This is a genomic window from Paenibacillus silviterrae (assembly GCF_030167925.1).
Taxonomy (GTDB): domain Bacteria; phylum Bacillota; class Bacilli; order Paenibacillales; family NBRC-103111; genus Paenibacillus_G; species Paenibacillus_G silviterrae.
In genome coordinates this window covers 189073-215796 of the sequence record NZ_JASKUT010000002.1, presented here as the reverse complement: position 1 = coordinate 215796, position 26724 = coordinate 189073, and the positions used below count along the sequence as shown (strand labels likewise).

14 protein-coding genes are annotated in these 26724 nt (G+C 49.1%); 5 read left to right on the top strand and 9 right to left on the bottom strand.

Going from position 1 to position 26724, the window contains the following annotated elements; translation table 11 throughout:
- Nucleotides 1–48: 48 nt before the first annotated feature.
- From QMO62_RS24715 to QMO62_RS24705, 3 genes are all read right to left on the bottom strand, one after another.
- Nucleotides 49–1383 (bottom strand): ABC transporter substrate-binding protein, encoded by a 1335-nt coding sequence (locus QMO62_RS24715; protein WP_284645166.1) that lies wholly within the window; start codon nucleotides 1381–1383, stop codon nucleotides 49–51.
- A gap of 229 nt (nucleotides 1384–1612) precedes the next feature.
- Nucleotides 1613–3247 (bottom strand): response regulator, encoded by a 1635-nt coding sequence (locus tag QMO62_RS24710; RefSeq protein WP_284645165.1) that lies wholly within the window; start codon nucleotides 3245–3247, stop codon nucleotides 1613–1615.
- Nucleotides 3228–5033 carry a sensor histidine kinase gene (locus QMO62_RS24705; protein WP_284645164.1) on the bottom strand — a complete coding sequence of 602 codons (1806 nt, stop codon included), beginning with the start codon at nucleotides 5031–5033 and terminating at the stop codon, nucleotides 3228–3230. The genes QMO62_RS24710 and QMO62_RS24705 overlap by 20 nt, the downstream gene beginning before the upstream one ends.
- Before the next feature lie 335 nt (nucleotides 5034–5368).
- Between QMO62_RS24705 and QMO62_RS24700 the strand changes: the two genes are divergently transcribed.
- Nucleotides 5369–7570: an alpha-L-fucosidase gene (locus QMO62_RS24700; protein ID WP_284645163.1), complete on the top strand. Its 2202-nt coding sequence runs from the start codon at nucleotides 5369–5371 to the stop codon at nucleotides 7568–7570.
- 142 nt (nucleotides 7571–7712) lie between these two features.
- Here QMO62_RS24700 and QMO62_RS24695 read toward each other — a convergent pair whose 3' ends face one another.
- The 5 genes from QMO62_RS24695 to QMO62_RS24675 form a co-directional block, all read right to left on the bottom strand.
- A complete protein-coding gene (locus QMO62_RS24695) occupies nucleotides 7713–12761 on the bottom strand; it encodes an ABC transporter substrate-binding protein (RefSeq protein ID WP_284645162.1) in 5049 nt (1682 codons plus the stop codon).
- A 109-nt stretch (nucleotides 12762–12870) separates the two neighbouring features.
- Nucleotides 12871–14541: a type 2 periplasmic-binding domain-containing protein gene (locus tag QMO62_RS24690; RefSeq protein ID WP_284645161.1), complete on the bottom strand. Its 1671-nt coding sequence runs from the start codon at nucleotides 14539–14541 to the stop codon at nucleotides 12871–12873.
- A 73-nt stretch (nucleotides 14542–14614) separates the two neighbouring features.
- The gene (locus QMO62_RS24685) at nucleotides 14615–15505 is read right to left on the bottom strand and encodes a carbohydrate ABC transporter permease (RefSeq protein ID WP_284645160.1); all 891 of its coding nucleotides are present in this window, start codon (nucleotides 15503–15505) and stop codon (nucleotides 14615–14617) included.
- Nucleotides 15506–15535: 30 nt separating this feature from the next.
- Complete coding sequence (locus tag QMO62_RS24680) at nucleotides 15536–16492, bottom strand: ABC transporter permease (RefSeq protein ID WP_372516734.1); 957 nt, start codon at nucleotides 16490–16492, stop codon at nucleotides 15536–15538.
- A gap of 215 nt (nucleotides 16493–16707) precedes the next feature.
- Entirely contained in the window at nucleotides 16708–18093 is a 1386-nt protein-coding gene (locus tag QMO62_RS24675; RefSeq protein ID WP_284645159.1) for an alpha-L-fucosidase, read from the bottom strand.
- 219 nt (nucleotides 18094–18312) lie between these two features.
- Between QMO62_RS24675 and QMO62_RS24670 the strand changes: the two genes are divergently transcribed.
- The 4 genes from QMO62_RS24670 (at nucleotide 18313) to QMO62_RS24655 (ending at nucleotide 24755) form a co-directional block, all read left to right on the top strand.
- Nucleotides 18313–20559 carry a helix-turn-helix domain-containing protein gene (locus QMO62_RS24670; RefSeq protein ID WP_284645158.1) on the top strand — a complete coding sequence of 749 codons (2247 nt, stop codon included), beginning with the start codon at nucleotides 18313–18315 and terminating at the stop codon, nucleotides 20557–20559.
- Nucleotides 20560–20719: 160 nt separating this feature from the next.
- Complete coding sequence (locus QMO62_RS24665; protein ID WP_284645157.1) at nucleotides 20720–22720, top strand: beta-galactosidase; 2001 nt, start codon at nucleotides 20720–20722, stop codon at nucleotides 22718–22720.
- A gap of 255 nt (nucleotides 22721–22975) precedes the next feature.
- The gene (locus QMO62_RS24660; RefSeq protein WP_284645156.1) at nucleotides 22976–23446 is read left to right on the top strand and encodes a GreA/GreB family elongation factor; all 471 of its coding nucleotides are present in this window, start codon (nucleotides 22976–22978) and stop codon (nucleotides 23444–23446) included.
- 28 nt (nucleotides 23447–23474) lie between these two features.
- Nucleotides 23475–24755 (top strand): uracil/xanthine transporter, encoded by a 1281-nt coding sequence (locus QMO62_RS24655; protein WP_284645155.1) that lies wholly within the window; start codon nucleotides 23475–23477, stop codon nucleotides 24753–24755.
- Between the two features lie 330 nt (nucleotides 24756–25085).
- Here QMO62_RS24655 and QMO62_RS24650 read toward each other — a convergent pair whose 3' ends face one another.
- The gene (locus QMO62_RS24650) at nucleotides 25086–26714 is read right to left on the bottom strand and encodes an extracellular solute-binding protein (RefSeq protein ID WP_284645154.1); all 1629 of its coding nucleotides are present in this window, start codon (nucleotides 26712–26714) and stop codon (nucleotides 25086–25088) included.
- Nucleotides 26715–26724 lie beyond the last annotated feature (10 nt).

The window sequence follows — 26724 nt, the reverse complement described above, 5'->3', positions numbered from 1 at the left end:
AAAGGAGCCGGCGGAGAACGGATATCCTTCCTCCGCGCATTCCCTTTATTATTTCTTATATAGCTCCTTCATCTTGGGAAGGACGGTCGTAATCGCCTGATCGGGGCTCAAACCGCCTTCCGTAACCAGCACGATCATATCCGTCGATATTTGCATCGCATTATCGAACTTCGGATTTCTTGCCGGAACCGGGGATGCCGTTTGCATCTGCTTATTAAACACTTTTGCGTATTCGTCCTCGTTCATCTCCGGTAATGCCGCGATAGACTTACGAGAGGACATAACCCCGTTGAGCTTGTGGTAGATGGCCATCGCATCCTTTGATACAAGGTATTTGACGAATTCCGCCGCCTCCGCCTTATGCTTACCCTCATTCGAGACGACCAGCTGGTGCTCCGTGAAGAAGGTTTCGCTTTTACCTGTTTTCCCTACGGGGATCGTAGTTACGCCCCACTCCTTGTCGTAGTCCGCTCCCTTGCCGCTCATGCTTCTGAAATTGGAACGACCGAAGTCGCCTTCCACCAGCATGCCGAGAGCTCCGTTGGCAAACATAGGACGAAGATCCTTCTGCGCCGCTCCCTTCGGGGAAACCTTATCGTTAATCATCTCTTTAAGATATTGCAGCGAATCCTTCAGCGCTGTGCCTTGATCATAGACTAGGTTACCTTGATCGTCTACGAACTTGCCCCCGTACGAATAAGCAATTCTGAGAAGCATGTTGCCTGTATAAGAGTCGGAAGCCCCGTTCTCGCCGATCCCGTAGATCGGATTCCCCTTGTCATCTTTGCCCAGTGCGGCGATCTTCTTCGCGTATACAATCATCTCATCCCAGGTTTGCGGCGGCTTCTCCGGATCCAAGCCCGCCTTCTTAAACAGAGCCTTGTTCCAGAACAGAGCGCTTGGATGCGGTGCCCACGGCATCGCCATGACCTTCCCGTCGAAGGTCACCCCTGTCTTGCTTCCTTCCACAATATCGTCCGTAATCTCCGCTCCGAGCAATTCCTTCAGTGAAGCGGTCAGCTTCGCACCGGCAAAAGCAGGCGTGAAATTCTGGTTCGACATCGCGACATCCGGCGGATTCCCGCCAGCCGAGCTTACCAGCACCTGATCCTTGAATTGAGCAAAAGGGATCCCGATCGATTTCACCTTGATGTTCGGATGCTTCTTCTCAAAGTCAGCGATTAATTGGTTGTAAGCCTCCTTCGTGCCGTCCTCTACGGAAATCCAATTGGCAAAGGTAATTTCAACCGGTTTCGCACTTTTGCTTTCGTCGCTTTTGTTTTCCTGAGCCGCTCCGCTGCCGCTACCCGAAGAGCAAGCTGTAATGACTGTAACCATGCTAAGTGCTGCGGCACCAACCGCCATCTTATTCCATACTTTCATTTGTTTCCCCCGCTTTTTTTTCGATTGTGCGGCTTCAACCACCGCTTGTCATTATTATAAAAAATACCGTCCTTTGTTTTTTGTCATATTTTCGGTAGTTTTGTTCCTTTATTCGTATGAATGGGCTGTCCCCAAAGTAGATTCTTCTACTTATGGAACAGCCCACTAAGGTGGTTGTTTCGTTGATATAACGCCCTGAAAGTCTGCTATGCGCGAACATCGAGTTCATTTACATCTTTTCTTGTTTTCGTTGTTTAAACTCCATGGGCGTCATGCCCGTCACCTTCTTAAATACCTTCGACATGTAACTGCCGTCGGGATAACCGATTTGCTCTGCCAGCAAGCCAATCTTCGTCTCGCCCTTCAGCAGCAGCTCCTTGGCTTTTTCAATGCGGATCTGGGTCAAATAATCATTAAAGCTGATCCCTGTTTCCTTTTTGAAAAGCTCGCTTAAATAGTTTCTGTTCAAGTGAACATAATGGGCGGCCTGCTGTAAGGAAACCTCCTGCGAATATTGTGTCTTCATATATTCGCAAACCTTGCGTATCGCCTCGCTATATGCGGGCTGGCTCTCCTTCACTTCTTTCATATCCCTCTCGAAGCGCGATAATAACCAGCTGCTCACCTGTTCAAACGTGACCAATTGGGCAATCTCCTCGTGCGGCGCCTCCGGCCCCATGAATAAACCGGAAGAGGGATTGTGCTTTCGCAGTGTCCGCTGCATCAAAAATGCACATTCCACACAAAAAGCTTTGACTTCCTTCTCGCTCCATAGCATGGCTTCGCCCACCTGCTTCAGAGCATCGCGAAGGGACTCCAGCGCTTGAACAAATTGTCCGCGTTCAAGCTCCGCGGATAACCTTTCAAGATACAAGTGTCCGCTTCCTGGAGCGGCCGATTGGACGGAAACAGGTTCATCGGAATACCAGGAGATGGTCCTTCTGCCATAGAACAGCTTATGGTGCAGGGCTCTGCTAGCCTCCTGCAGCTGCTGTCCCAGACCGCTAATATCTAAGGAGGGCAGACTGATCCCAATCGATACGGACAAGCCCAAATAACCACTAACGTATCCGGCGATCCGGTGGGCATATTGTAGCGTTATTTCGCGAAGGGTCCTCCCCTTCCAATGCTCATAATTAAAGACGGCAATGTAAAATCCTTGCTCATATACAAAGGAGCATCCGCTTCCCGCTTCGGTTAGCAGCGTCTCATCGATAATATTAATGACAGCGGAGTCCAGCAGGTCCGGGTCGGCAATTTTGACGGAATCGGACGTCCTGCCTTCTGTCCGGTCGTCGCTGCGAATGGCCATCAGCACAATCCTATTTCTGTTAAGCCGGATGCGCAGCGTGCTCATCCTTTCGTCAAACTCCTGGATGGCTGCCATTTTCCCTTTCAGCAGCTCGGCAAAGTAAAACGACCGGATGGCATATTGATTTCCGTTCAAGGTATTTTTCAGACGAGACAACTCAAGTTCACGATTCCGCTCTTTTTCAACGCCCGACCATAGTTTGCTTAGCGCCTCCGCCAAACCGGGGGCCGTAATTTCGGCCTTCAACAGATAATCATTCGCTCCGGCCTTCAAAGCCTCGGTGGCATAATGAAATTCGCTGTAGGAGCTCAAAATGAGAAATGGAATGGATGGGCGCACTTCCTTAACCCGGTGTATCAATTCAATTCCGTCCATCACCGGCATCTTGATGTCCGTTATCACGATATCCACATCGCCCGTTATACAGGCATCCAGCGCCTCTTTGCCATTACTGCACATAGCAACGATATGTACAGGCAGTTCGATCTTCCGCACGAGCAGCTCAATCCAACGCCGGATTTGCGCCTCGTCGTCAACGATGATAATGTTCATGCTGCTTCAGCTCCTCCATACGAATGAAAACCGGCCAACTGAGCAATATTCGCATTCCACCCTCCTTGCCCTGCTGGACCTCAAAGCCGAAGCGATCCCCGAAGTGAGTTTTCATGCGGCTTTGTACATTCTTTAAGCCGACCCCTCCTGAGGAGGCGAGCAGCCTTTCTGTTAGAGAATCGCTTCTCGTTGCTTCAGCCGGCTCTGGAATGCCTACGCCGTTATCGGCTACCGAGAACCAAATCACATCCCCCGCTTGCCATCCCTCAATGGTAATATCTCCGGTACCCGACTTGGGTTCGATTCCGTGAAATATGGCATTCTCCACCAATGGCTGAAGCAGCAGCTTTAAGGTTCGATACGATTTGATCTTCTCATCGACGTGTACATGGACTCTCAGCTTCTCATGCTGGCGCGCAAGCTGAATATGGATGTAATTGCTGAGATTATCCAGTTCCTCTGCGATTGTAATATACTCACTTTCATCAGACAACGTTTTTCTGAGCAGCTTGACTAAAGAAATAATGACATGGTCGATTTTATCCACTGGATCGGTTAACAGCATGGAGCGTATGGAAGCCAGTGTGTTGTATAAGAAATGGGTGTTAATTTGAGATTGTAAATTTTGCAGCTCGGTTTTCCTTTTTAGCTCCTGCTCTTCAATGACCCTGTCACGCAGCTCCTCAATCCGTGTGACCATTCGGTTAAATTTAAGAGCAAGCTCGCCGATTTCATCTTCTCCTCGAACATCCGATCTTACGGTTAGGTCTCCCATTTCCACCTTCTTCATGCTGCTGAACAACCTGCGGATCGGAATCGACAGCCTGCGGGCGATTTCATAGGAAACCACAACGGAAAGCAGCAGTAAAACAGCCAATACGACCAGCGTCAGCCACTCCGTCCGCTGTACATCTTCAAGAAGAGTATCCATTGGGGTGTAAGATACAATCGTCCAACCTGTGCTGGCCGTCTTATGATACGTCACCAGCATCGCTTCTTCTTTGTATTCGGTCCTGAAATGCCCCTCCTTGCCCTGAAACTCAGAATAATAAGGCTGATTCAAAATCGTATCGCCGATCAGACGTTTATCCGCAGCCGAGATAATCCAACCGTCGTCATCATAAATCAATAGCTCTTCATTATCCTGCGCCGCCCCGGCATACTGCTTATAGAGAAAGCTTTCGCCGACATTGATCATCAATAATCCGATCATCCGATTATCTTCAAAGTCTTTCAGCATTCTTACAGCGGACACGTAATGCTCCTCATCCAATGTTTGTTTGGCGCTTGAAGAGGGATTAAACAACCAAACAATGCCTCCGTTTCGCTTTTCGGCCTCCGGATACCACGACTCGCCCATAAGCTTGTTTAAGCCAATCTTGGAGCCGCTATAAAAGGTATGCAATTCAACACCGTTGTAGCCGAATATGGAAGTGTAGTATTCCAGCCAATTGTATGCGTAACGGTAGGTAACGATCAGCTTCGTCAGGAACTGCTGCTGCAGCCTCTCCTGATAGGCTTGGTTGCCGGTAGGGCTAAGCAGCAGCGACCGCAGCTCTTGATTGGAGAAATAAATATTCGAAATCGCTTCCAAGTCCGATGCCATGATATCCAGCTTCTGCGACACAAGCCCTAACGATTTCAGCTTGGCAGCGCCTGCTTGCTTCTCAATCGATTGCCGGGTCATCGTCAGCGAAAAGTAAGCAAATAAGCTCAGCGGAAGCACCACAAGAGCGATAAAAGAAATCAGCATTTTGTGCTGAACACTGCTTTTTTTTATGAACATATGCCCTGCCACCTCCCCTCCTTCTTTCTATCATATCAAAAAAATCGTCGAAATGTATCGTTTTTCCGTGAATTGTCAGGTCCCCAAAAACGCTTCTTCCAACAATGATGAATCCTATTAACCTAAGTGCCACCTGCTACTATACAGCATCATAAAATAGCACACGAAAAAAAGTAAAATATTAGAACCTTTGGTTTCCGCATGTGAACTATAATAGACCTGCTAGAGGAATCTCTAAGAAAAGGAGGGAAAAAACGCCGCATATCAGACCGAGCACCGATATTCGAACCATTGCTGAAGAAAAACCAAAAATTTTACGTGTGGAGGTATATTGTGTGAAGAAAAGGAATTCCTTCGTTTCAGTTGTCTCTCTGGCTTTGCTGCTCTTTCTCTTGAATTTCCATTCCGGGTCCCGCGCTCAGGCGGCTACAACGATTCCACCTGCTCCCCTGAATCCTGTGCCATCATCCAAGCAAGTGAGCTGGCAAAACATGGACATGTATGCCTTTATTCACTTTGGTATGAACACGTTCACAGATAAGGAATGGGGTGATGGGACGGATAGTCCGAGCCTGTTCAATCCTACTCAATTGGACGCCAACCAATGGGTAACCGTTTTAAAAAATGCAGGCTTTAAAATGATCATTCTTACGGCTAAGCATCACGACGGCTTTACCCTTTGGCCAAGTGCTTACACCAATTATGGCGTGAAGAGCAGTCCATGGAAGAACGGGCAGGGGGATGTGGTTAAGGAACTGGCAGAAGCTGCCCGAGCACAGGGAATCAAGTTCGGAATTTACCTTTCCCCATGGGATCGTCATGAGCCTACCTACGGCTCGGGAGAGGCGTACAACCAATTCTATATGAATCAATTAAGGGAGCTGCTGACGAATTACGGGGAAATCAGCGAAGTGTGGTGGGATGGCGCCAAAGGCGATAATACTCCCCAGACATATGATTTCAAGGCATGGTCTGATCTGGTGCATCAGCTACAGCCTAATGCAGTCATCTTTGGAGGTTCCCCCTATAACGATGTCCGGTGGGTCGGCAATGAGAACGGGTTAGCCCCCGACACGATGTGGTCCAAGGTCGATGCCTCCGGAACACCCAGCGCGAACGGCGTGAGATGGCTCCCGTCCGAGGCGGATGTATCCATTCGTCCGGGCTGGTTCTATCACCAAAGCCAGGACAGCTCCGTCAAGTCGCTCAGCACGCTAGTTGATATTTACAACCGTTCCGTCGGTCATAACGCTACTTTGCTAATGAACGTACCACCAGACCGAAGAGGTCTCATCACCGATTATGATAAGAATCGATTGGTGGAATTCCGCAGCTATTTGGATAACGTATATAACACGAATCTTGCAGCCGACGCTGTAGCCACCGCTACGGAAACACGCGGAACCCTCTTTGCCGCGGGCAATATGCTGGATCAGAACGAAAACACTTACTGGTCCACCTCCGACGGCGTCACGAATGCATCGATTACAGTAAATTTAGGCTCAGCCAAAGCCTTCGATATCATTAGACTGCAAGAGTACATTCCGCTCGGACAACGAGTCACTTCCTTTCACGTGGAAGTTTACGAAAACAATGCATGGAAGACGGTTTATACAGGAGTAACCATTGGACATAAGAAGCTGATTACCTTCCCTACCGTCATCGCATCGCAGATTCGTGTGAATATAACCGGAGCTCAGGCAAGCCCAACCCTTCATTCGATTGGGATCCATAAGAGCCTCAATACCGGGAACCCCGCCGATTTGGCTTATAATAAACCGACGGCGGCAAGCAACGTACACTCCTCCGGGTATATTGCCTCGTACGCAACCGACGGGAACAGCAGCACCCGATGGGCAACAAGCGACGGCACGACAAGCGCTTGGCTGCAGGTTGACTTTGGAGCGCCCACCACCTTCAATAAGACCGTAATCACCCAATTAGGACAACGGATTTCGAGCTATCACATCCAATACTATAATGGAACCGGCTGGGTCAATGCATATACCGGCGGCCTGGCAGCCTCTACGCAAAGCGACATGTTCCCTAGGGTGACGGCAAGCTCCGTTCGATTGCAAATAACCAATGGCAGCAACCCATCGCTCTACTCCTTCGAGGTGCTGAATGTGCCGGATCCTAATGAGAATCTGGCGTTAAATAAGCTTGCTTCTGCAAGCAACTTCCATTCTTCCACTTACGGCCCCGAGAAATCGGTGGACGGCAACACGGGCACACGCTGGGCTACTTCGGATAATACGTCGAGCGCATGGCTGCAGATCGAGTTTGGCGGAAAGCTCAATTACAATAAAGTAAAGATCGACCAATTCGGCGGTACCCGAATCAAAGATTTCCAAATTCAATATTTTGATGGGGTCAACTGGGTCAATGCCTATTCAGGCACCAATCCGGCACAGATTCAGACACTTTCTTTCCCTGTGGTAAATTCGGACAAAATCCGCTTGAATATTTCCAGCAGAAATGGATCCTTAGGTCCGACAATTAACGAATTCTCTGTCTATATGGATCCTTCGCAGTGAGAATCATGTGGGACCGTCCGTAAATCCGGACGGTCCTTTTCCGTTCTTGCCTATACATCAGGCTAGAGCACCAATTTTCAGGAGCCGGCATAAAAAATAACCAGCCGCCGAGGACTTCGGCGACCGGTTATGCTTCGAAATCTTATTTCAAATAACTTGCCAGCTGTAGTAATACTTCAGCTTGTTGCACGCTTAAAGCCTTTCCCTTTTGTGCCGCCGCTTCCTTCTCGAATGCCTCAAGCTTCTTTGCGCGCTCCTTGCCCTCCGATTTCCCGGCGCTTTCCAGCTTGGCCGTTAACGATCGGGCTATCCCGTCATTCTCTCCGCCCAAGAACTGATTCACAAGTCTTATGAAACCATCCATAGTAATACGAATTTGAAATCGAACTTCGGCGACACCCGTGTTTCCAGCTAGGTCCCTGGCGGATGACGTCATAGTGTGCGTCCCTGGCACGAATGTATAAGCCGGAGCGGATACATCGCTGCAGGTGGAGGCGGCGATGCCTGAGACTTCGTCGGATGCCTCGCATGCAATCGTCACGATTTGGTCGATATCATACGACATGTCATAAGGAATCGAATACTTGATGACCGGAGGACTTTGGTCTACTCGCAGCTTGACGCTCCTTACGTCCTCCACATTGCCTTCGATATCCTGACTGCGATAAGCAACGGTATATTCCCCGTCTTTATCGAAAACCAGCGGTTCCACATAATCAGTCCAGTGAGAGCCGTTATCCGTGCTGTACTTTATTCCGGCAACACCCGAGCCATCGTCAACGGCAGATAGGGCTACCGTTACGCTGCTGCGATACCAGCCGTTGTCTCCATTCGGCTCGGCAGGCTGAACCATGGCTTTCGTTACCGGGGGCATCGTATCCTTGACCATCTGAATGGAAAGGTACGCGCCCGAAAGCCTGTCGAGTTCCTGAAGCAGTTCGCCGTTTGCTTCGTTGCTCCTCATGGCCGGCAGCAGACGGGGCTTGATGATCTTCTCCCATACGCCTGACGATACGGCATGGTCCGCTACTCCTTCTTTTAACGCGATTCGCTGAAGGGTATTGTTATCCGCGGACCGCTGGCTTAAGAATGTCCTGAGGAAACGGTTATAAGGCACCCCGGTAAATTCCGCCGACAGTTCGTTCCATACATAAGCTGCATCCGAAGGATGCGCTGCCGATGACAGCAGAACGGGGTAGGAAGGGCGGTCAATGATGGACGCATACGATGCAGCACTTGGTCCCATAGGGAACATCAGGTCAACCCAACTGTCTTTATTCATCGTAAAGTCGCCTGCAGCGACCTCAATATCCCAGGCATCCGTAATTACCGGGATTTGGGCCGGCATCCCGAGGAAGGTACCGTCCTGCATCGTTACCTCTGCGTCCTGTATCTTATACGCCGTTCTCAGCCGCTCTACGGTCTGCTCATAGGGCATGACCATGAAGAGCAGATTTCCATGGCGAAATTGCTCCAAATACCAATCGTCCGATGCACCTTGCGGCTTTTCCGCAATGAGACCATCCTCATAGAGTTCGCGGTACAACTCGATCGCTTCTCTCACTTGGACCGTATTCAGCTGATCACCATGGGCCACAGCAGCATCGATGTCGGCCAGTTTGCCCGCATTGGCATAGACTATCTGCCGGAACAACTCGTCGGTATCCGCGAGCAGGTATTTGCCCGATTGCCCCGATGCCTTCAGCTTCGCGCCAATCTCCTTTAGCTTGCTCCAGTTCCATGCGTTATTTTGCTGCAGAGCTGCCAGATCATCCGAAACGCCGGCTGCGGCAAGCGCACTTTTGTTTGCAAACATGCCCGTACTCGATAACGTAGGTCCCGCATACAGACCATACGTCTGATGGTTATAAGTGCTCATATCCAGATAGGCCTTGTTCCATTTCCGGTCGGTGAAATCGAATTCCGCAAACGAGTTCGCCGGCAAAATCATGTCATTCTTGATGAGTCCCGACCAGGTCCATTCATCGGGAACAACCAGAATATCCGGCATCCCTTCGACGGCTTCGCCTGCCTTCACCTTACGCACATTCGCCATCAGCTCCTCCTTCGTCCAGTTCAGGTCCGGAACGAAGCGAAGGTTTACGTTGCTCTCTTGCTTGATCCTCGCTACCCGCCGATTCCAAAGATCGAGCTCAAAGTCGCGGGAGAAATAAGCGCCGATATCTCCTGCCTTCATCGGGTTCAGCTTACCGGATGCATCCTTCGTAAAGGCAAAACCCATATGGTCATACGGTTTCGGAATCGGGCTTGAGGTGCCTTGAATCCATCCTACCGTCACGGTCCGGCCACCCAGATCGCGCGCCGGCTTCTTGGCAAACCGCGGATCGCCGGTCAATCTGACATCCGAAGCGTCTTCAACGCCCGGTTGATAAGCACTCGCCGCATTCATTGAGCCAAGCTCCCAGAAGTACAGATCAGCCATTCCGCCGCCTAATTGTGTCGTCAGCTCATATTTCCCGCCGCCCATATTCGTAAGCGGTACATGAACGATTTGGCCCGTAAGACGACTGACCTTACGCAGCTTGGTCGGATCGACTCCGCTGCTCAGATCGAAGGTAAGCTTCACCTGCTGTCTCGTTTCATAACTCGAGCCCTTCTGCTCCTCGGCAGGCAGGCCGTCGCCGCTCGTTAACCCGTTCAGCAGCATAAAGTACTTTGGAGACGACGAGGTGAAAAATGGAGTCGTATCGATTCCCGGCAGCGGCTCGAAATAACCGATAAACACATCCCCGTTCAATCCGTTATTGGCGATGCCGACATTCTGCACTCGGATCGAGTCGATATAAGCCTGATCGCCCGCTTTCGACCACAATGGGTTGCCTGCCGGACGTTTGTTTGCAACGATCGCACCGTTCTCCTCATGCTGACCTGGTATAACTTTCACATCGGTATTATTGATTCTAACCAAATGCTCGCCTAGATTTTTACTTTGTCTGATCATTTCCTTGTATCGGTCAAACAAATAATATTTGCCGACAACTCCATTCTCATCCATACGGTAGTCGCTGAACAGATATTGCGGATTTTGATCCAGCCAAGCAAACATGCTCTGCCATTTGGCACCGAACGTCCATCCCGCGAAGGCTTCGAGATTGATCTGGGATTCCGTGATCTCGTACCAGCCGTCCCCCCGTTTCTCCGGAGTCGCCGCTCCCGGCCCCGTTCTCCAAGCCTGCATATATTTCCCAAAGGGAATAGGGGACTTTCCAGTTCCGTCATAGCCTTCGGAAGCGACCTTCCGATATCGGTTCAAGTCATCGTAGAAAGGAATAACGGTGCCTCCAACCTCTTGCGCTTGCCGCGATTCCCTCCAATAGTACATATCGTAAGTGATAAAATCCGGCCTCGCGGTTCTCACATACTTGCGCAGCATATCCTCATTAAACGTGGAAATCAGGCTAATGGTCGGCGGAGGCGCGTTGCCCACTTCATTATGATGGACAAGCACGTCCGGGTAATGCTTCTTGGAAAGCTCGAACCAATCCTTCAATATTTGCGTTAAGGTATCGGAGTAATTCTCCTCATCGCCGAAGCCGATATTGACCAGATTCCCCTTATTAGCTATTTGCTCAGCGGACAGGAACCCGTTCTCCAGCTCCGCTTCGGTAGGGGACCCTGTTCTGCCGCCGTCAAACTTCGCTGCAGCGGCCCGGTCGAAATAGGAGGAGGACAAATGTACTGCATACGGTCCTGTCGCCATTCCCCATTTCAAATCCGGCGCCTGCTTATGAAGCTCGGAATTATACTCCGGTGCATCATGATACTGAACGGCCGTAAGCCCCAAATCATTAATATCCACAGCAGACGGATACTTCTGCCATGCCTTTAATGCGTAAGCCTCATCGGTTGAGGTCCAGGATTGAAACTGTAGTCCGTGCTTAATAAACAGCTCGCTGCCTCTGGATAGCTTGGGTGCCGTTAATGGGGCATCCGCCGGTCCGCGATACTCAAGCTGGATATCATCGATATAAGCAGAATGTCCGGCGCCGGCGCTGAACTCCAGATAGGCACGGTTGGCGGAAGCACCTGTTGCGAAGTCGTAGTGAAACGTCGACCAGTCCGTATTTTGCATTTGCGTATGCTCAATGAAATTCATGATATCTTGCCTGTCCGCAGGGTTGTTGTTGCGGTAGCCCGAGATTCGGAAGCTTACTTTGCTGCTTGCATTGGTGACTTTGGCGGAGTAGGTAATTCGATATTGGGTGGAGGGCTGCAGCTTCGTGGTTGTATATCCTACTTTGGTGGGTACGGCCAAACTCTTACCCAGCTTCAACGAACGGGAGCCTGACTGGCGATCAGCTGTTGTCAGTTCTGCGTTGCCGTCCGCGTTAATGAAATGATCGGTTACCTGCGGGTCGGAATATACCATGTCGGAAACGCTTTCAAAATCAGTTCGGAAGATCATATTCGGATTCTCCGTTGGACTGGGATTGGGGTCTGGCGTCGGGTCCTTGGGCGGAGTATCCGATATTTTCTCCAGCTTCAGCTGATCGACGAAAACAACCGGTTTGGCTGCGGCCCCCGCCCAGAAAACGATTTTGGCATGCGCATTGACCGATTGAGTCGGCGTAAACTCCAGGGCCACTTCCTTCCACTCACTTGTAGAGAGTCCCATCGCAGAGGAAAGAAGCATTAGGCTTCCCCCGGTTGTGTAATTCGGCGAGTCGAAGCTTTTGACCCCGAATTGAAAAGCGCCTCCGCCGGATCTCATCATGGCACTGAGCCGATATTTGGCACCTGTCTCCAAACCGTCCACCTTGTAGATGAGATTGACGGGAGCGGTTGTCGCTGAGCCGCTGCCAAACTGCAGATAGCCTGTGCCGTTGTAGGAACGCCCCTCCTCATAGACGGCTTTGGCCACATCAATGACGCCGGATGCATCCGCCGTACCTCCCGTGGTCACGATAAACTTGTTCAGCGGCGCTGTCGTATCATCGGTGCCGAATTGGATCGCCGGGTCCGTTCTTACATAAATGTTATCATGACTGGGGGACAACTCATTAAAATCTGCACCCGGCAGCGGGACCGGGATCCAATACTTTCCTGTAGCCGGGTCATAACGATAATCATCTGCCGCCTCTGCCTTCGGTCCTATGAATACGATACTGCTCATAAGCTGCAGAAACAGGACCAACACCATTAGCAACGATACGTTCCTTCTAAAAGCCATTTTCATTCTTGCCTCCTTGTAAGGAAATGTAGGGTATATTTCGGACTGAAAGAACCGCCGGTATGGCATCATGCGGACTTCCAGTCCGGGGATAACGATTCAGTGCAGCTTACTTCTTCCCGGCATTCCGTTCATAGGCCGTTTGTATGGTCTTCATATACTCCTCTGCCTTCAATTGCTTCAGTTTGGCCAAATAATCGTTCCAGCCTTCGTCGATGCCTCCGTTAAGAAGCCACGCGGTTTGTCTATCCTTGACATAGTTTGTAATATCCATTCCAATGCTGGTAATCAGTTTGACTTCATCGCCGGTGTAGTTCATCTGAGGGAGCGTTTCATTCTTTTTGGCGGACGAGTAATATTTGTTGATGACATCCTGCTTTTCCTTATCAGCTTCGTTTACCGGTACTACCTTGCCGAAGAATTCCTTGGGCAAAAATTTCGGCGCATTGTCGACAGGGGAATACTTTTTGAACATATCCAGGTAGCTGACACCCTGCGGCGCCTCTTTATTGAAATCATATGTTCCGTTCCCTTTATCGATCAGTCCTGTCCCGACCGGCCCCCACTGCGCTTCGATACTGGTAAGCTGCTTGTAGAACTCATCCACCCATCTCATCGTAATTTCCGGATGTTTATTCGTACTGCTGATCGCGAAGCCGGAGCCCATCACATTGATGTGATTGTTCCGCTTTTTTACGACCGGCTCTTTACCGCCCGGCCCCTTCAGCGGTGCAAGCGCAATATAGTCATCTTTCGTTTGCGGCGCGGCAGCCGTAGCAGACCACGCGTAGAAGGAGCCGACTACACCCACAGGATCCTTCATCTTCGCATTGAACTGGTTCTGGTCTTGGGTGAAGCCTTCCTTGTCAAACAAACCATCTTTAAAGAATCGGGAAAGTCCCTTCACCGCTTCTTTATATTCCGGCTTGTCGGCGGTAAACATCACTTTGCCGTTATCGACGATAAAATGGTCGTAGCTGGGATTGGATCCCGATCCGTTATGGACATCGACCATGCCGTAGGCACCGAATAACGAACCGTAACCCGTAATGTGATTCCACTTGGTAAATGTAAACGGGATCTCATCCTTCTTGCCATTGCCGTTCGGATCCCCGTCCTTGAACGCCTTTAAGACATTGTAATATTCATCGATGGTCGTCGGCGGCTGCAGACCGAGCTTATCCAACCACTTCTTGTTAATATACAGGTTATCGGGATAGCTGCGGACCTCCTGTTCGATCACCGTACCCATCGTATACTTTTTGCCGTCAAACGCTGTGCTGAGGCCGTCCATGAGCGGCATTTTCTTTAATGCCTCTTTATAATTCGGCGCATATTTGTCGATCAATGCATCCAGCGGAATGACGGTCCCTTTAGGGCCGAATTTGTTAGCGTCCTCCATGGAAAACGCACTCATTCCGAAGAAGGCGTCCGGCAGCTCATTAGCGGCTAACAACAGATTTTTCCTGTCGCCGTAACCCACCTCCGGGTAGTTCTCCCATTCGATATGCACATTCGTTTTTTCTTCCAGCTGCTTGAAGAACGGCATATCCGCAAAATTAGCGGAGCCCGCGGTCATAATCCCTATCATTTTCAAGGTGACCTTATCTTTTACAATAGGAAGTCCCGTCGTATACATGTTGCCGAGCATTTCCTTACCGTCGGCCGATTTGACCACCGTGGCTTCCCCGCCCGTGCTTTCTCCTTTAGAGCATGCGGCCAGCAGAGATAACACCATAGCCCCCGAAGCCGCTATACTGATCCATTTGCGATGTTTCAAACAAAATCCTCCCCTTATGTATGGAATGGTTATATGTGAATAGGCGAACCTATTGACACCAAGCTCTTCTGTTTTACCCTTTGACAGCGCCGATCATAACGCCTTTCACAAAGTATCGCTGGAGAAACGGATACACGATAAGCAGCGGCAGGGCAGCAACAATAATGACTCCGTATCGGATCAGTCCGGCTATGGCCTGCTGCTTGGATGCCTGCTCTACGTCCAGCATCATATCCGGCGATATCTCATTTACAATGAGAATATTGCGAAGCACCAGCTGCAGCGGATACAAATCCTTGTCCTTGATATAAATTAAAGCATTGAAGTACGCGTTCCAATAGCCTACGGCATAAAACAAAAGAAGAATGGTAATGAGCGCAGCGGACAAGGGCAGGACGATTTGGGCAAAAAAGGTCATGTCATCACAGCCGTCGATCTGGGCAGCTTCCCTTAGCTCATCGGGTATGGTGCTTTGAAAGAAGCTCCTTGCGATGATCAGGTTCCAGGGTCCAACGGCAACCGGAAGAATAAGTGCCCACATGGAATTCAAGATGCCGAGCTTTTTCACGAGCAGAAATGTCGGGATCAGCCCTCCGCTAAAAAACATGGTGAAGGTAACCAGATACATAATCAGATTTCTCCCGTCCATATCCTTTCTGGAGAGCGCATAAGCCGCCGGTAAAGTAAACAGCAGGCTGATGGCTGTGCCGACCACCGTATATACGATCGAATTGCCGTACCCGTTCAGAATCGAATCATCCTGAAATATTCTTGCATAACCGTCGAATGTAATGCCCTTGGGCAGTAGCGTGATTTGACCCGAATTGACGAAGGTCGGATCGCTGATAGAAGCTATGATAACAAAGTAAAGCGGATATAACACTATGATGAACACAAGCGATAAAACACTATAGTTCACCAGATCGAAGAGCCGGTCGGTTCGACTTCTTGATGTCAAATTCATATCTGCATCCCTGCTTTCCCAAAATATCAATCACCATAGTGAGGTATCGGAGACCTTCTTAGCCAGCGTGTTCACAGACAGCAGGATGACCAGACTGACAACCGCCTCAAACAATCCGATGGCCGTAGCATAGCTGAAATCAGCTTGGGTCAACCCGACTTTATACACGTAGGTGGAAATAACCTCCGATGCTTCACGATTCAGGTTGTTCTGCATGAGGAACACCTTCTCGAAGCCCAGCGACAACATTCGCCCGGATTCCAGAATAAGCAGAATGATGGCTGTCGGCATGATGCCGGGAATATCGATATGCCTGATTCGCTGGAGCTTGGATGCCCCGTCAACCACGGCGGATTCATGCAGCTCCGGGCTAATCGACGCCAGGGCGGCAATGTAAATGATCGTTCCCCACCCGGCATTTTGCCATATTTCGGACAATACATAAATGGCCTTAAACAATTCAGGCCTCGCCATGAAGAAAACCGGCTCTATGCCTAGCTTAGAGATCAAGGTGTTCACGACGCCCGAACGCGGGGACAGAAACACCTGCAGCATTCCGACGATGACAACGGTCGATATAAAATGCGGTGCGTAAATGACGGTTTGGACCGTCTTCTTAAATCGAAGATTAATCACTTGGTTTAACATGATTGCCAAAATAATCGGAAGGGGGAACCCCAGAAATAAATTATAGACGTTGATCAGGATCGTATTTTTAAGAATCAGTGCAAATTCGCTTGAATTGAAGAAGCGTTCAAAATGCTCAAAGCCGATCCACTCGCTTCCCCAGATTCCGCTAACGGGATTAAAGTCTTTAAATGCAATTTGGACCCCATACATGGGAAAGTAACGGAAAACAATAAAATAAACAATCATAGGCAAAACAAACAAATACAGCTGATAATTTCGCTTCATGCGATTGAAGCGCTTTCTTGGCAGCGTGACCGCCAGGTTTTCGCTTTGCAGTGACTCTTGCCGAACCGCCAACCCTCACCAACTCCTTCTTAGGTGTACTTAGCTTGTATATTTATCGTATCCAACCCAGGCCATTCGGTAAATGAACAATATTTCGATCGTTATGCAGATATTGATGTACGCTAGAAATGATAGGGCTTTCAAAGCATAATTTGCTCTTTCAGCGTGGATATCACGAACCTTTTGCCGTTTTTGAGCGGATATGCAGGATTTGATTTTTCTCATTTTTAGGCTAAATCTATTTGAATTACCTCGGCATAAGGTGCACGCTCGAACGACCTTGGAGCCAGTTGAATTACCATGCTGCCATCCTTCGCTTCGGTTAGCTGCACCGGGTGATTGCTGCCGAGCAAGCTTACGGCTTGAACCCGGCCGGGAACGGGAAGCTCCAGCCGCTGCACAGGCTCGGCCGCTTCATCCGGATACAAATAGAAGGCATACAGACGATTGCCTTTGCGTGTGAAAGCCAGACGATCCGTCAGGTAAGGTGCGCAAGCCCGTGTTCCATATACCGCCTCACCGTTCACCTTCAGGAACGCGCCCAGCTCTTGCAGTACTTCGACTCCTTTGCATGGAAGCCTTCCGTCCGGCTGCGGTGCGATGTTCAGCGCAAGGTTGCCCCCTTTGGCAATGATTTGGATGAACATATGCACAATTTCTCTCGGCTGTTTGAACTCTTCCTCATAGCTGAAAGAGAATCGTTTGCCCAGGGTGATACAGCTCTCCCAAGGGACAAGCAGCGGCTTATCCGGCATGGTTTGCTCCGGTGTAATGATGTTCTCGTAGGCCCCCCCCACGGTACGATCGGCTACCAGCAGATGTGGTTGAACGGTAGAACGGAGCTTCTCCGCAAGCTCTCCAATGCGTACATCCTGATCTTTATTATCCGGTCTCACCCAGCCGCCGTCCAACCAAAGAACGTCAATTTTGCCGTAGCGGGTCATCAGCTCTGTGATTTGCTCGTGCGTAAACCGGACAAACCGCTCCCATAGCTCCGGGTTCTCCGAGATGCTGTAATTGGCGCTTCGCTGTGTGCGGCCATCCGGGGACGCGAACTCCGGCGACCAGAAATAAGGACTGCTCCAGTCCGGCTTGGAGAAATAGGTATGAATCGAGAGCCCCTTGCTTCGAAAGGCATCAAATAAGCTCCGGCAAATGTCGGCATTCGCTGAAGTACTGTGCGGGCAGCTTTCGTTCGTGATTTTGTATTCGGTTGTATTCGTATCCCACATACAAAAGCCGTCGTGATGCTTGGTTGTGAATAATAAATATTTAAAGCCATTTTGAGAAGCAATATCGGCCCACAGTTCCGGTTGGAAGCGTACGGGGTTAAAGGATTTGTAAAGATTCCGGTACTGCTCCCGAAAAACGTTCATATCGTCGGTCCAGTCCACATCCCTCTTGGACCAATGGGCACTATCGTCGCTCATGCACCAGGACTCGAAAATCCCCAGCTGGCACCCCGGAGCCCAATGCATCATCAGCCCTAGCTTCTGGTCCTGGAAATGCTCCAATTGTTCGATCAGCCCGGGGTCGGTAGGCATCACATAATGATCGGTCGATGTAAATCCATGCACACCATCGTGCGCAGCTTCACGTTTCTTCTCTCCCATGTTTTTTTCTCTCCTTTTCTATTGCTTGTAGACGGCTGTTTGCAATAAACACCTTGCTTCACCATACATAAATCCATTAGCTTTGTATATTGACCACATTTGCGCCGTGTGCGTATTTTTAGAATTCTGTTGTGAATCGGAGAAACAGGGATGTATAATAAACTTGCTCTCATTGACTGCAAGCGTTATCATTTAGAGGAAGGAGGAGAGAAACAATCCATGTTTAAGCCACGTTTATTTACCAAATACATGCTTACTTATACGGCTCTTTTCTTCATTCCGGTGCTTATTCTTGCCTTCCATGCCTTCAATATTTTTAACAATGTATTGAATAAAGAAATCATTTCCAATACCTCCAGCCTGCTTGAGCAAGCGAAAAACTCGATTGACAGTCGTGTCGAAGAATTAAATAATCTGTCGATCCAAATATCCAACAACCCCTATTTATCCTCCTCCTCGATTTCGGGAGATTTCATGAATGTCGTGCAGGCTGTTAAGCTTCTAAACAACTTTAGTATCCCGAATAACTTTTTCGATAACTTTTTTATTTATTATTTTGACCATGATTTGCTTTACTCCCCTAAAGGAACCGTCAATGAGCATTTCTTTTCCAACTCCTTATACCACTATGACAATTGGAGCTTGGAGGAGTTGCAGCGTCAGCTGCTTTCCGACCCAACGGTCTTTGTCAAACAAGTAAGCCGAATCGATGCGGAACAATCCGTGCAAAAAAACATTCTTTATGCCGTACCGCTTCCCTTTATGAGCGAGAAACCGACGGGAGCTCTCTTCTTCTTGATTCGGGAACAAACGATCTACGACATTCTGAAAGAAACGCTGCATGCGAATAAAAGCAGTGTGTTGATCCTTGACGGAAAGAAGCAGCCGATTACTAGTATGGGGGAGCTTTCCTTCGAATCACTGGATGTGAACGCACTGATAAATAGCGGAGAGCTGAATTCCGAACAGCGAACCATGGCCGGTAAAACGTACTTCGTATCCAGCAAAACATCATCGAGAACCGGCTGGACTTATATTAGTTTCTTACCGGCTCAAGCGGTTACAAGTAAAATGTCCGGATTACAAATGTCGACGCTTGCCTTATTCCTTGGGCTATTCATTGTAGGCGTTCTGCTCATTTATATATTCATGAGGGTGAATTATAAGCCGCTGGGGGAGCTTACAAGCCAAGCTGTCAAACTGCTGGGCAAAGAGGCCTCGGGGCGGGGAGGGATCGACTCCGTAAAAACCGCCGTACATCAGATGAGCAGCAAAATCAGCTTACTGGAGGCTAAGTATCACTCCACCTCCCCTATAATGAGGCAGCAGCTTCTCCTCCGGCTCCTTAAGGGCGAATTCACCGATCCTGAGGAGTTCGCCGTTGCTGGTGAGGAATACGGGCTCGCGGTTTCCGGGCAGCAATATGCCGTGGCAAACATACTATTGGATTCCTTCCAAGAATCGTTTACCGCTGCCGATGCCGTCACCGTGCTTCAGGAAGTATTCACTGACAGGTACCGTGTTTTCGTGCTGGACAATGTGCTGGAGAAGCACATTATCTTGATTCTTTCCGATGAAGGAGAACGTTCTTTCCTCTGCGAGGAGCTATGCTCCCATGCGGTAGGACGACTTGCTCATTCCGGGCTCACTTGCACCATCGGATTAGGCAATTGGTTTGCCTCCTTATCCGATATCTCGGAATCATATCTGCAAGCCTGCTCAGCCCTTGATTACAGGCTGATTAAGGGGAAAGGAACCGTTATAGCGTACCAAGAGATTGAAACGAATCAGAATCATGTCGGCTATTCGGTGAAGCGGCAATTGGAGCTGCTGGATAAATATATTGCCGATCATAACCCGGAGCTCTTTACCCAGGTGCTTGACACGATTTTCAAGCAGCTGAAGGAAAAGCAAATTCCCCTCATGTCAGCCAAGCTGTTGTGTTACGATGTGATCCAAACGATCGTACAAGCCATTTACCGCAACAATTATTACTTGAACGCCGACCTGGACAGTAAGGTCGACATCATCTCATTATCCCAGTACGATACCGTAGAGGAGCTCTCGGCCCGGATTAAAAATTTGTGTTCGGATATTTTCTTTACCGTTACGGGCAAAGAGCAGCCGACCAACAAGCAAATGGAGAAAATAAAGGATTACATTTGTGAGCATTGCTGGGACAGCAACTTTTCTTTACAAGGACTTTCCGATCACGTGAATATGTCCGTTTCTTATTTGAGTCACTATTTTAAAGCGCAAGAGAACCGCAATATCTCCGACTATGTGACCGAATTGCGCATGACCAAGGCGCAAGCCTTACTTGCCGACTCTTCCTATAACCTGCAGCAGGTCGCCCAAAGCGTGGGATATGTAAACCAGTCAAGCTTTATTCGTAAATTTAAACAAATTACAGGTGTGACGCCAGGTTCCTATAGAGACGCCATTCAAGATAAAAAGAGCACATGAACATAAGCATGCTTCGACTGGGGATTGTCCCCGCCGAATGCGTGCTTCTTTATTTGTTTCATTTTGTTATATACGTTCAGAAATTTCTATTTCGCAATGCCCCTGTTCCATTATAATATATACCCATATGACGGACTACTTACCGAGGTGATGATTCATAATGTTATATGGTTCCTGTTATTATCCCGAACATAGAGAGCCTGGCGAGTGGGAAGAGGATTTGCGCCTCATGATGAATGCCGGATTTAACGCGGTGCGGATTGGAGAATTTGCATGGAAACAATTCGAGCCTGCCGAGGGAACGTATGACTTCTCTTGGCTGGACCGATTCATTCAGCTGGCAGGCAATCATTCCGTCAAGGTGGTTCTTTGTCCTCCGATGCGGACAATCCCAGCCTGGCTATATGAAACATCCCCAAGCTTGATGATCGAAACGTCCGAAGGGCATCGGTTGGAATTCGCAAGCCGATACACCTTCTGTATTAATCATTCTTTGCTTCGGGCTAAATCAGGCGACCTGGCTTCAGCGCTCGCCGCGAGGTACGGGGACAATCCTCTTGTCATCGGTTGGCATTTGGACAATGAAATTGGCGATGAGCCTGATTGTCACTGCAGCGTGTGCAAGTCCAAATGGAACCAATGGCTGCAGGCGAAGTATGGAACGATCGAAGCACTTAACTCCGCATGGGGAACGATCTTTTGGTCTATGGAATTCAACCATTTTGAACAAATCCCAACGCCCCGCATTACCAAGGCAGATTACAATCCGTCGTTTCTTCAAGCTTGGCGTGAATTTCGCAGCGAATGCAATATTGACGCGGTTCGTTTGCTTGGCGGGGCCATTCGACCCCACATCCGTGCCAACCAATACATCACTACGAATAACCAGATGTTTTGGAATCATCGGACAGACTACTACCGGATGGCAGAATACCTCGATATTACCGGGACGAATTACTATCCTCCGTTTGGGGACAGAAACCAAGCACTTTCCTTCGGGCTGGCTGCCAACCGAAGCTTTAAGAAAGCTCCTTTCCATGTTTACGAGCTTCGTAACGAAGGACATTCCATACTAGGTGCTGAAAACAATACGCCCGCACCAGGAGAGTTGGAACGTTTGACGATGCACACCATTGCCAATGGAGCAGATGCCGTTTTTTATTTCCCTTGGAAACGGTTCCCTTTCGGCAGTGAGCAAAATCATGGTGCCATTACGGATTTTAACGGCAAACCCACTAGAATGTATGAAGAGTGCCGGCATATCGGCGGGCGGCTTCATGACCTGGGGCCTTGCATTACAGGCTCACTAGTACCGAGTGATATTGCAGTACTTTATGATTTCCCAAGCCGCTGGCATCTTGAACACCCTTCCGGCTGGACAGGCGACACCGGAGTGTACTTAAGACAAATCAATCAACTTTACCATACCGTCCGCAAGCTTGGATATAATTGTGACGCTGTCGGCAGGTATGGGGATTTCTCAGCCTACAAGCTGCTTTTGGTTCCCATGCTTCCTATCGTCGACGATGGTCTGGTGGCGAAGCTTCAGCAGTATGTTATGTCCGGTGGCTTCATCGTATTTCACCCGATGTGCGGCATTAAAAATACCGATGCGTGTTATTACCCTGACCGGCTTCACCCCGGAATGCTTCAACTCCTTGGCTCAAGGACCGCTGAGGTGATTACAACAGGACCGCAGAACCACGTCTTGTTTCACTGGAACAAGCGTAGTTACACGTGCGGATTGTTCCATGAGGTAATCGAACCGCTTACAGCTCAACCGGAAGGCTACTTCATAAATCAGTGGTATGAGGGAAATCCCGCCGTTACCCGGCATTCGTTCGGCAAAGGCCAAAGCTGGTTTATCGCAACCTTTGCCGAAGAAATGTTCTATAGGGATCTGGTAACCTACCTGTGTCAAGAAATCGGCATTTCTCCTATACTCGGCATAACACCACCCGAGGGCATCGAGATTACCATGAGGCAAAGCAATCAGGGTACTAGGTATGTATTTGTTATAAACGGGGGGAGCAAAGAAATCGAACTGCCGTTGCCAAACGAAACCCCCATGGTTGACATATGGAATCGGGAAGAAATATCGGGTGTGGTCACACTTAAGCCCTTGCAGGTTAGAGTGCTACTAGACAGAAAGGGAAACTAGTTCTTCCGTGACTAAGGAACGGTTATCACCCACACCCTCCGAGTACCCATGGTCAATAAATCCGGATAAAGCATCATTTGGCATCCATTGACATAAATAAAGCACAATGGTATCGTTATTCCTATACAGAGGCATTCCGTTTTCTCAAACGGGTGTCTCATTGTATTTTTGGGGACATTTTACATTTAATGGGGGTATTCTGCATGGGAAACGTAGGTTTTTTCAAGTACATGATCCGTCTGGGATGTTTGTTCCATGAACCGTAGGCGGGCTTCTCCATTTATCCTTTCACTGCTGGATCAGCTTGAATATTTCGATCGCCATTTGGATTCGTTCCTGGAGGTGCATCTTCCAGCCGGTCAGGCTCCTGAGGAGTTTAGAGCAACCGCTGCTGACTTAATGGCCGATTACATCATCGAACTGAAGCGTATGACCTCCAGGCTGCATCCGGATAGCGGTAAAATGGTATTTATCGGTTCCAAAGTCTCACTGCAATCTTCGGTCTCCGGTAAGAGCAAGGCGGATATCGTGCTTTGTTTTCCGGATAGATCTAATCCTGAATTAGGGTGGATTTCCTTCCTATCCCCCGCTGGCATCCATTTGCTCCTGCGTCCGTACGGAGGTAAGGTTCATAGTCACGTTATCACCGGGGGTCATGAAGCGAGTACGATCACGGGCATCGAATTTCTACTGGATGCCGCCAGCCGCCCTCGAAGCAAGGTTTGATTGTTAAGGTTAGAACAAGGGGGCCAACATGGCTAGAACCGTATCATGGACAACATCATTGGCTTCCGTTCAATGGCTCATATTTATCTTTGCAAATACGATCGTCGTCCCCATATCCGTAGGTGCCGCCTTCGATTTATCGCCGCAAGAAATTACGGGAATATTGCGAAGCTCTCTTGTATTTACCGGAATCTTTTGTGTGCTGCAGGGTCTCATCGGCCACCGGCTTCCGCTTATGGAAGGGCATTCCGGGGTGATGTGGGGGGTTGTTCTACATGTTAGCTTAGCCTCTTCCTCCATGGGCGTCAGTTTGCCAACCGTTGGAGGTAGTATTGCCACCGGTATGCTGCTTGCGGGCGCGGCGATTGTGCTGCTGGCCGTGTGTAACTTACTTAGCTTTATTCATACCATCATTAGCTCTATGGTCATGAACGTTTTCCTGTTTTTATTAACGGTTCAATTAAATCTGATCTTCTTCAAGGGGATGTTGAAGCTAGACGAGAATGGGGCGCTGGATGTCTCCATCAGCATGTATTCCATTGGGATCGTCATCCTGGTATTTTTGCTGAAGGTCAAGGGGAACAAAGCAATTGGCAATTTTTCCATTTTAATTGGTATGATTGCGGGGTGGATTCTTTATCTCATCCTCTTTCCCTCTCCAGCCGCCGTTACTATAGGGGGAAATTCAACAGCCTTTCCCCTGTTTCCCTTCGGTCCCCCGAGCTGGAATACCGGCATCATCATCGTAACCTTTCTTGCCAGTCTAGTGAACTTGAGCAATACACTAGCGTCCATTCAGGCCGCATCCCGTTTGCTCGGTGTGGAAGTAAATCCTGCCCGGGTAAAGCAATCGTATGTTCTAACCGGAGCTTATTCTATAACGGGTGCAGTATTCGGATTGGTTTCGTATGCTCCCTTTGCTTCATCGATAGGTTTCCTGGAAAGCACCCAGATCTTTAACAGAAAACCGTTTCTCATTGCCGGGGGAATGTTATCCGTTCTGGGCTTACTGCCTTTTACCGTAAGGATATTGGCTACTCTGCCCGTTACTGTCGGCTATGCCGTTTTATTCGTTGCCTATTTGCAATTGCTTGGTACATCCTTAAAGAGTGTCAAGAATATCGATTTCAACTCCATTACCATCTATCGGATTGCCATACCCCTAATCATTGGTATATGTATTATGCATACGGATGTTTCCGTGTTCAAAAATGTACCCGTCACGATTCAGCCGTTCTTGTCGAACGGATTGGTTATGGGGGTTTTCCTCTCCATTATTTTGGAAAAATGCATCCGTTGGGAAACTTAACAAGGGAACAACTGAAGCTTGCATATGCCTAAATGAACAGCAGCTCCCGGTCACTTCGATCCGGGAGCCGCCAATGTAAAATCCAATATTTTACAAGCCGTAAAGAGTATGCCCGTTGTAGGAAGAAATCCCGGGACACGATATTGGAGCTTTCGCATTGTCAAAAACGATGTCGATGCCATATGGGCCCGAAACAGCGCTTCCATTCGGCTCAATCGTTACCCAGGACGAAAAGTCCGGCCCGTCCATCGGATCGTCTGCAAACACTTTGGCCAAAGAACTTAAGCATCGGGTTTCCAATAGATCGGCCAAGGGGACACCTTCTCTCCATTATTTCTTCCCGTGATAACGATCATACGCGCTTTGGTAGATCGCGATCATCTTCTCCAGACCCATATCGTTCATTTTTTTGACGTAAGCATCCCATTCCGACTCAATGCCCCCGTCCAGCAGCCATTTGGCGTACATCTTTGAAGCATACGTGTCGATATCGGTAAAGTACTTCACTAGACTGTCAAGCTCAGTTGCATTGAAGTACACACCCGGGAATATATTCTTCTCCTGAAACGGAGCATATAGCTCCTCTAATTTCTGCTTCTCTGTTGCAGACTCGGGAACAACCAGCTTTGCCTGCGTTTCTTTCGTTATCGAGAACAGCGATTTCGACCCCGGCGCTTCTTTATGGCGGAATTCATCAGCGCTCATGCCTTGAGGCGGTTCAAGCGTTTCGATCCTACCATCGGGCAGCTCCTTCATGTTCAAGCCGAACACACCTTTGCTTGCCTGGAGGCTGACCATCGGATCGTACATCATATCCGCCCAGCGAATTGTTGCTTCAGGGTGCTTATTGACCGACGTTATCGCAAATGCGCCCTTACTCAGTATGCCGGACTGATATTTGGCCCATAGCTGGGTGCCCTTCGGCCCTTTCAGCGGCGGTACCGCGACGAACTGATCGTTGCCCGTTCCGAGCGTGGAATTGATCGACCAGCCGACGAAGGCACCGACGTTGTTTTCCTTGCTTTTCAGCTTCGCCAAATACATCTTCTGGTCGTGGGTAAAGCCCTCACGGTCGATGAGTCCTTCTTTAAACAAACGGTGGAAATATTGAATGGCTTCCTTGTACTCAGGCTGTACGGCAGAATAGGTTACTTTGTCGCCCTTCATGACAATATGATTCAGCATTTCAGCTTTGCCGTAACGGTCCGTGAGTCCGAATGATCCGAACATGGAGTACAACCCCTGGATGTTCGAATCCCAGCGGAACGAGAAAGGAATTTCGTCCTTTTTACCGTTGCCGTTCATATCGTTTTCTTTAAACGCCTGAAGCACCTTGTAGAACTCTTCCGTTGTCGTTGGCACCTGTAAGTTTAACTTATCCAACCATTTCTTGTTAATGAACAGCGCATCCTTGGCGGTTGCGTTAGATTCATCAATCGTAGGCAGCGAATAGATGTGTCCGTCGGGGGCGGTCAAGTCTTTCTTGTAGCCCGGATTTGCGTCGAATAGCTTTTTGATGTTCGGTGCATATTTGTCAATCAAGCCTTCAAGCGGAATGAGCACACCCTGGGTGCCGTAATTCAGCACTTCATCATTCTGAAGAATATAGTGACCGTAGAACGCATCCGGCAGTTCGCCCCCGGCAAAAATCAGGTTGATTTTTTCCTTTAGGCTTGCGTCCGGTATTGGTTCCCAATCAATATGAATATTCGACTTCGTTTCCAAATCCTTAAAAAACTTCATGTCTTCAAAGTTCTTCGTTACCGCTGATTTCCCCGCCACCATACGGAGTGTGAGCTTTTCCTTGGCAATGGGCATCCCCGTTGCGTTCAAGTTTGACGGAGCCTGCTTCTCTTGGGCCTCAGGCGCTTTCTCTTGTTTTTCGCTGCAGCCCGCTACGGTAACGGAAATCGCAGTAAATGCCGCTAATGCGCTTATTCCCCATTTGTTACGTCTCATGTTTCGATAT

Bases quoted from the DNA above. Each gene is read 5' to 3' on its own strand.
- QMO62_RS24715 (WP_284645166.1), bottom strand. From the start codon at position 1,383: ATGAAAGTATGGAATAAGATGGCGGTTGGTGCCGCAGCACTTAGCATG.
- QMO62_RS24710 (WP_284645165.1), bottom strand. From the start codon at position 3,247: ATGAACATTATCATCGTTGACGACGAGGCGCAAATCCGGCGTTGGATT.
- QMO62_RS24705 (WP_284645164.1), bottom strand. From the start codon at position 5,033: ATGTTCATAAAAAAAAGCAGTGTTCAGCACAAAATGCTGATTTCTTTT.
- QMO62_RS24695 (WP_284645162.1), bottom strand. From the start codon at position 12,761: ATGGCTTTTAGAAGGAACGTATCGTTGCTAATGGTGTTGGTCCTGTTT.
- QMO62_RS24685 (WP_284645160.1), bottom strand. From the start codon at position 15,505: ATGAATTTGACATCAAGAAGTCGAACCGACCGGCTCTTCGATCTGGTG.
- QMO62_RS24675 (WP_284645159.1), bottom strand. From the start codon at position 18,093: ATGGGAGAGAAGAAACGTGAAGCTGCGCACGATGGTGTGCATGGATTT.
- QMO62_RS24670 (WP_284645158.1), top strand. From the start codon at position 18,313: ATGTTTAAGCCACGTTTATTTACCAAATACATGCTTACTTATACGGCT.
- QMO62_RS24665 (WP_284645157.1), top strand. From the start codon at position 20,720: ATGTTATATGGTTCCTGTTATTATCCCGAACATAGAGAGCCTGGCGAG.
- QMO62_RS24660 (WP_284645156.1), top strand. From the start codon at position 22,976: ATGAACCGTAGGCGGGCTTCTCCATTTATCCTTTCACTGCTGGATCAG.
- QMO62_RS24655 (WP_284645155.1), top strand. From the start codon at position 23,475: ATGGCTAGAACCGTATCATGGACAACATCATTGGCTTCCGTTCAATGG.
- QMO62_RS24650 (WP_284645154.1), bottom strand. From the start codon at position 26,714: ATGAGACGTAACAAATGGGGAATAAGCGCATTAGCGGCATTTACTGCG.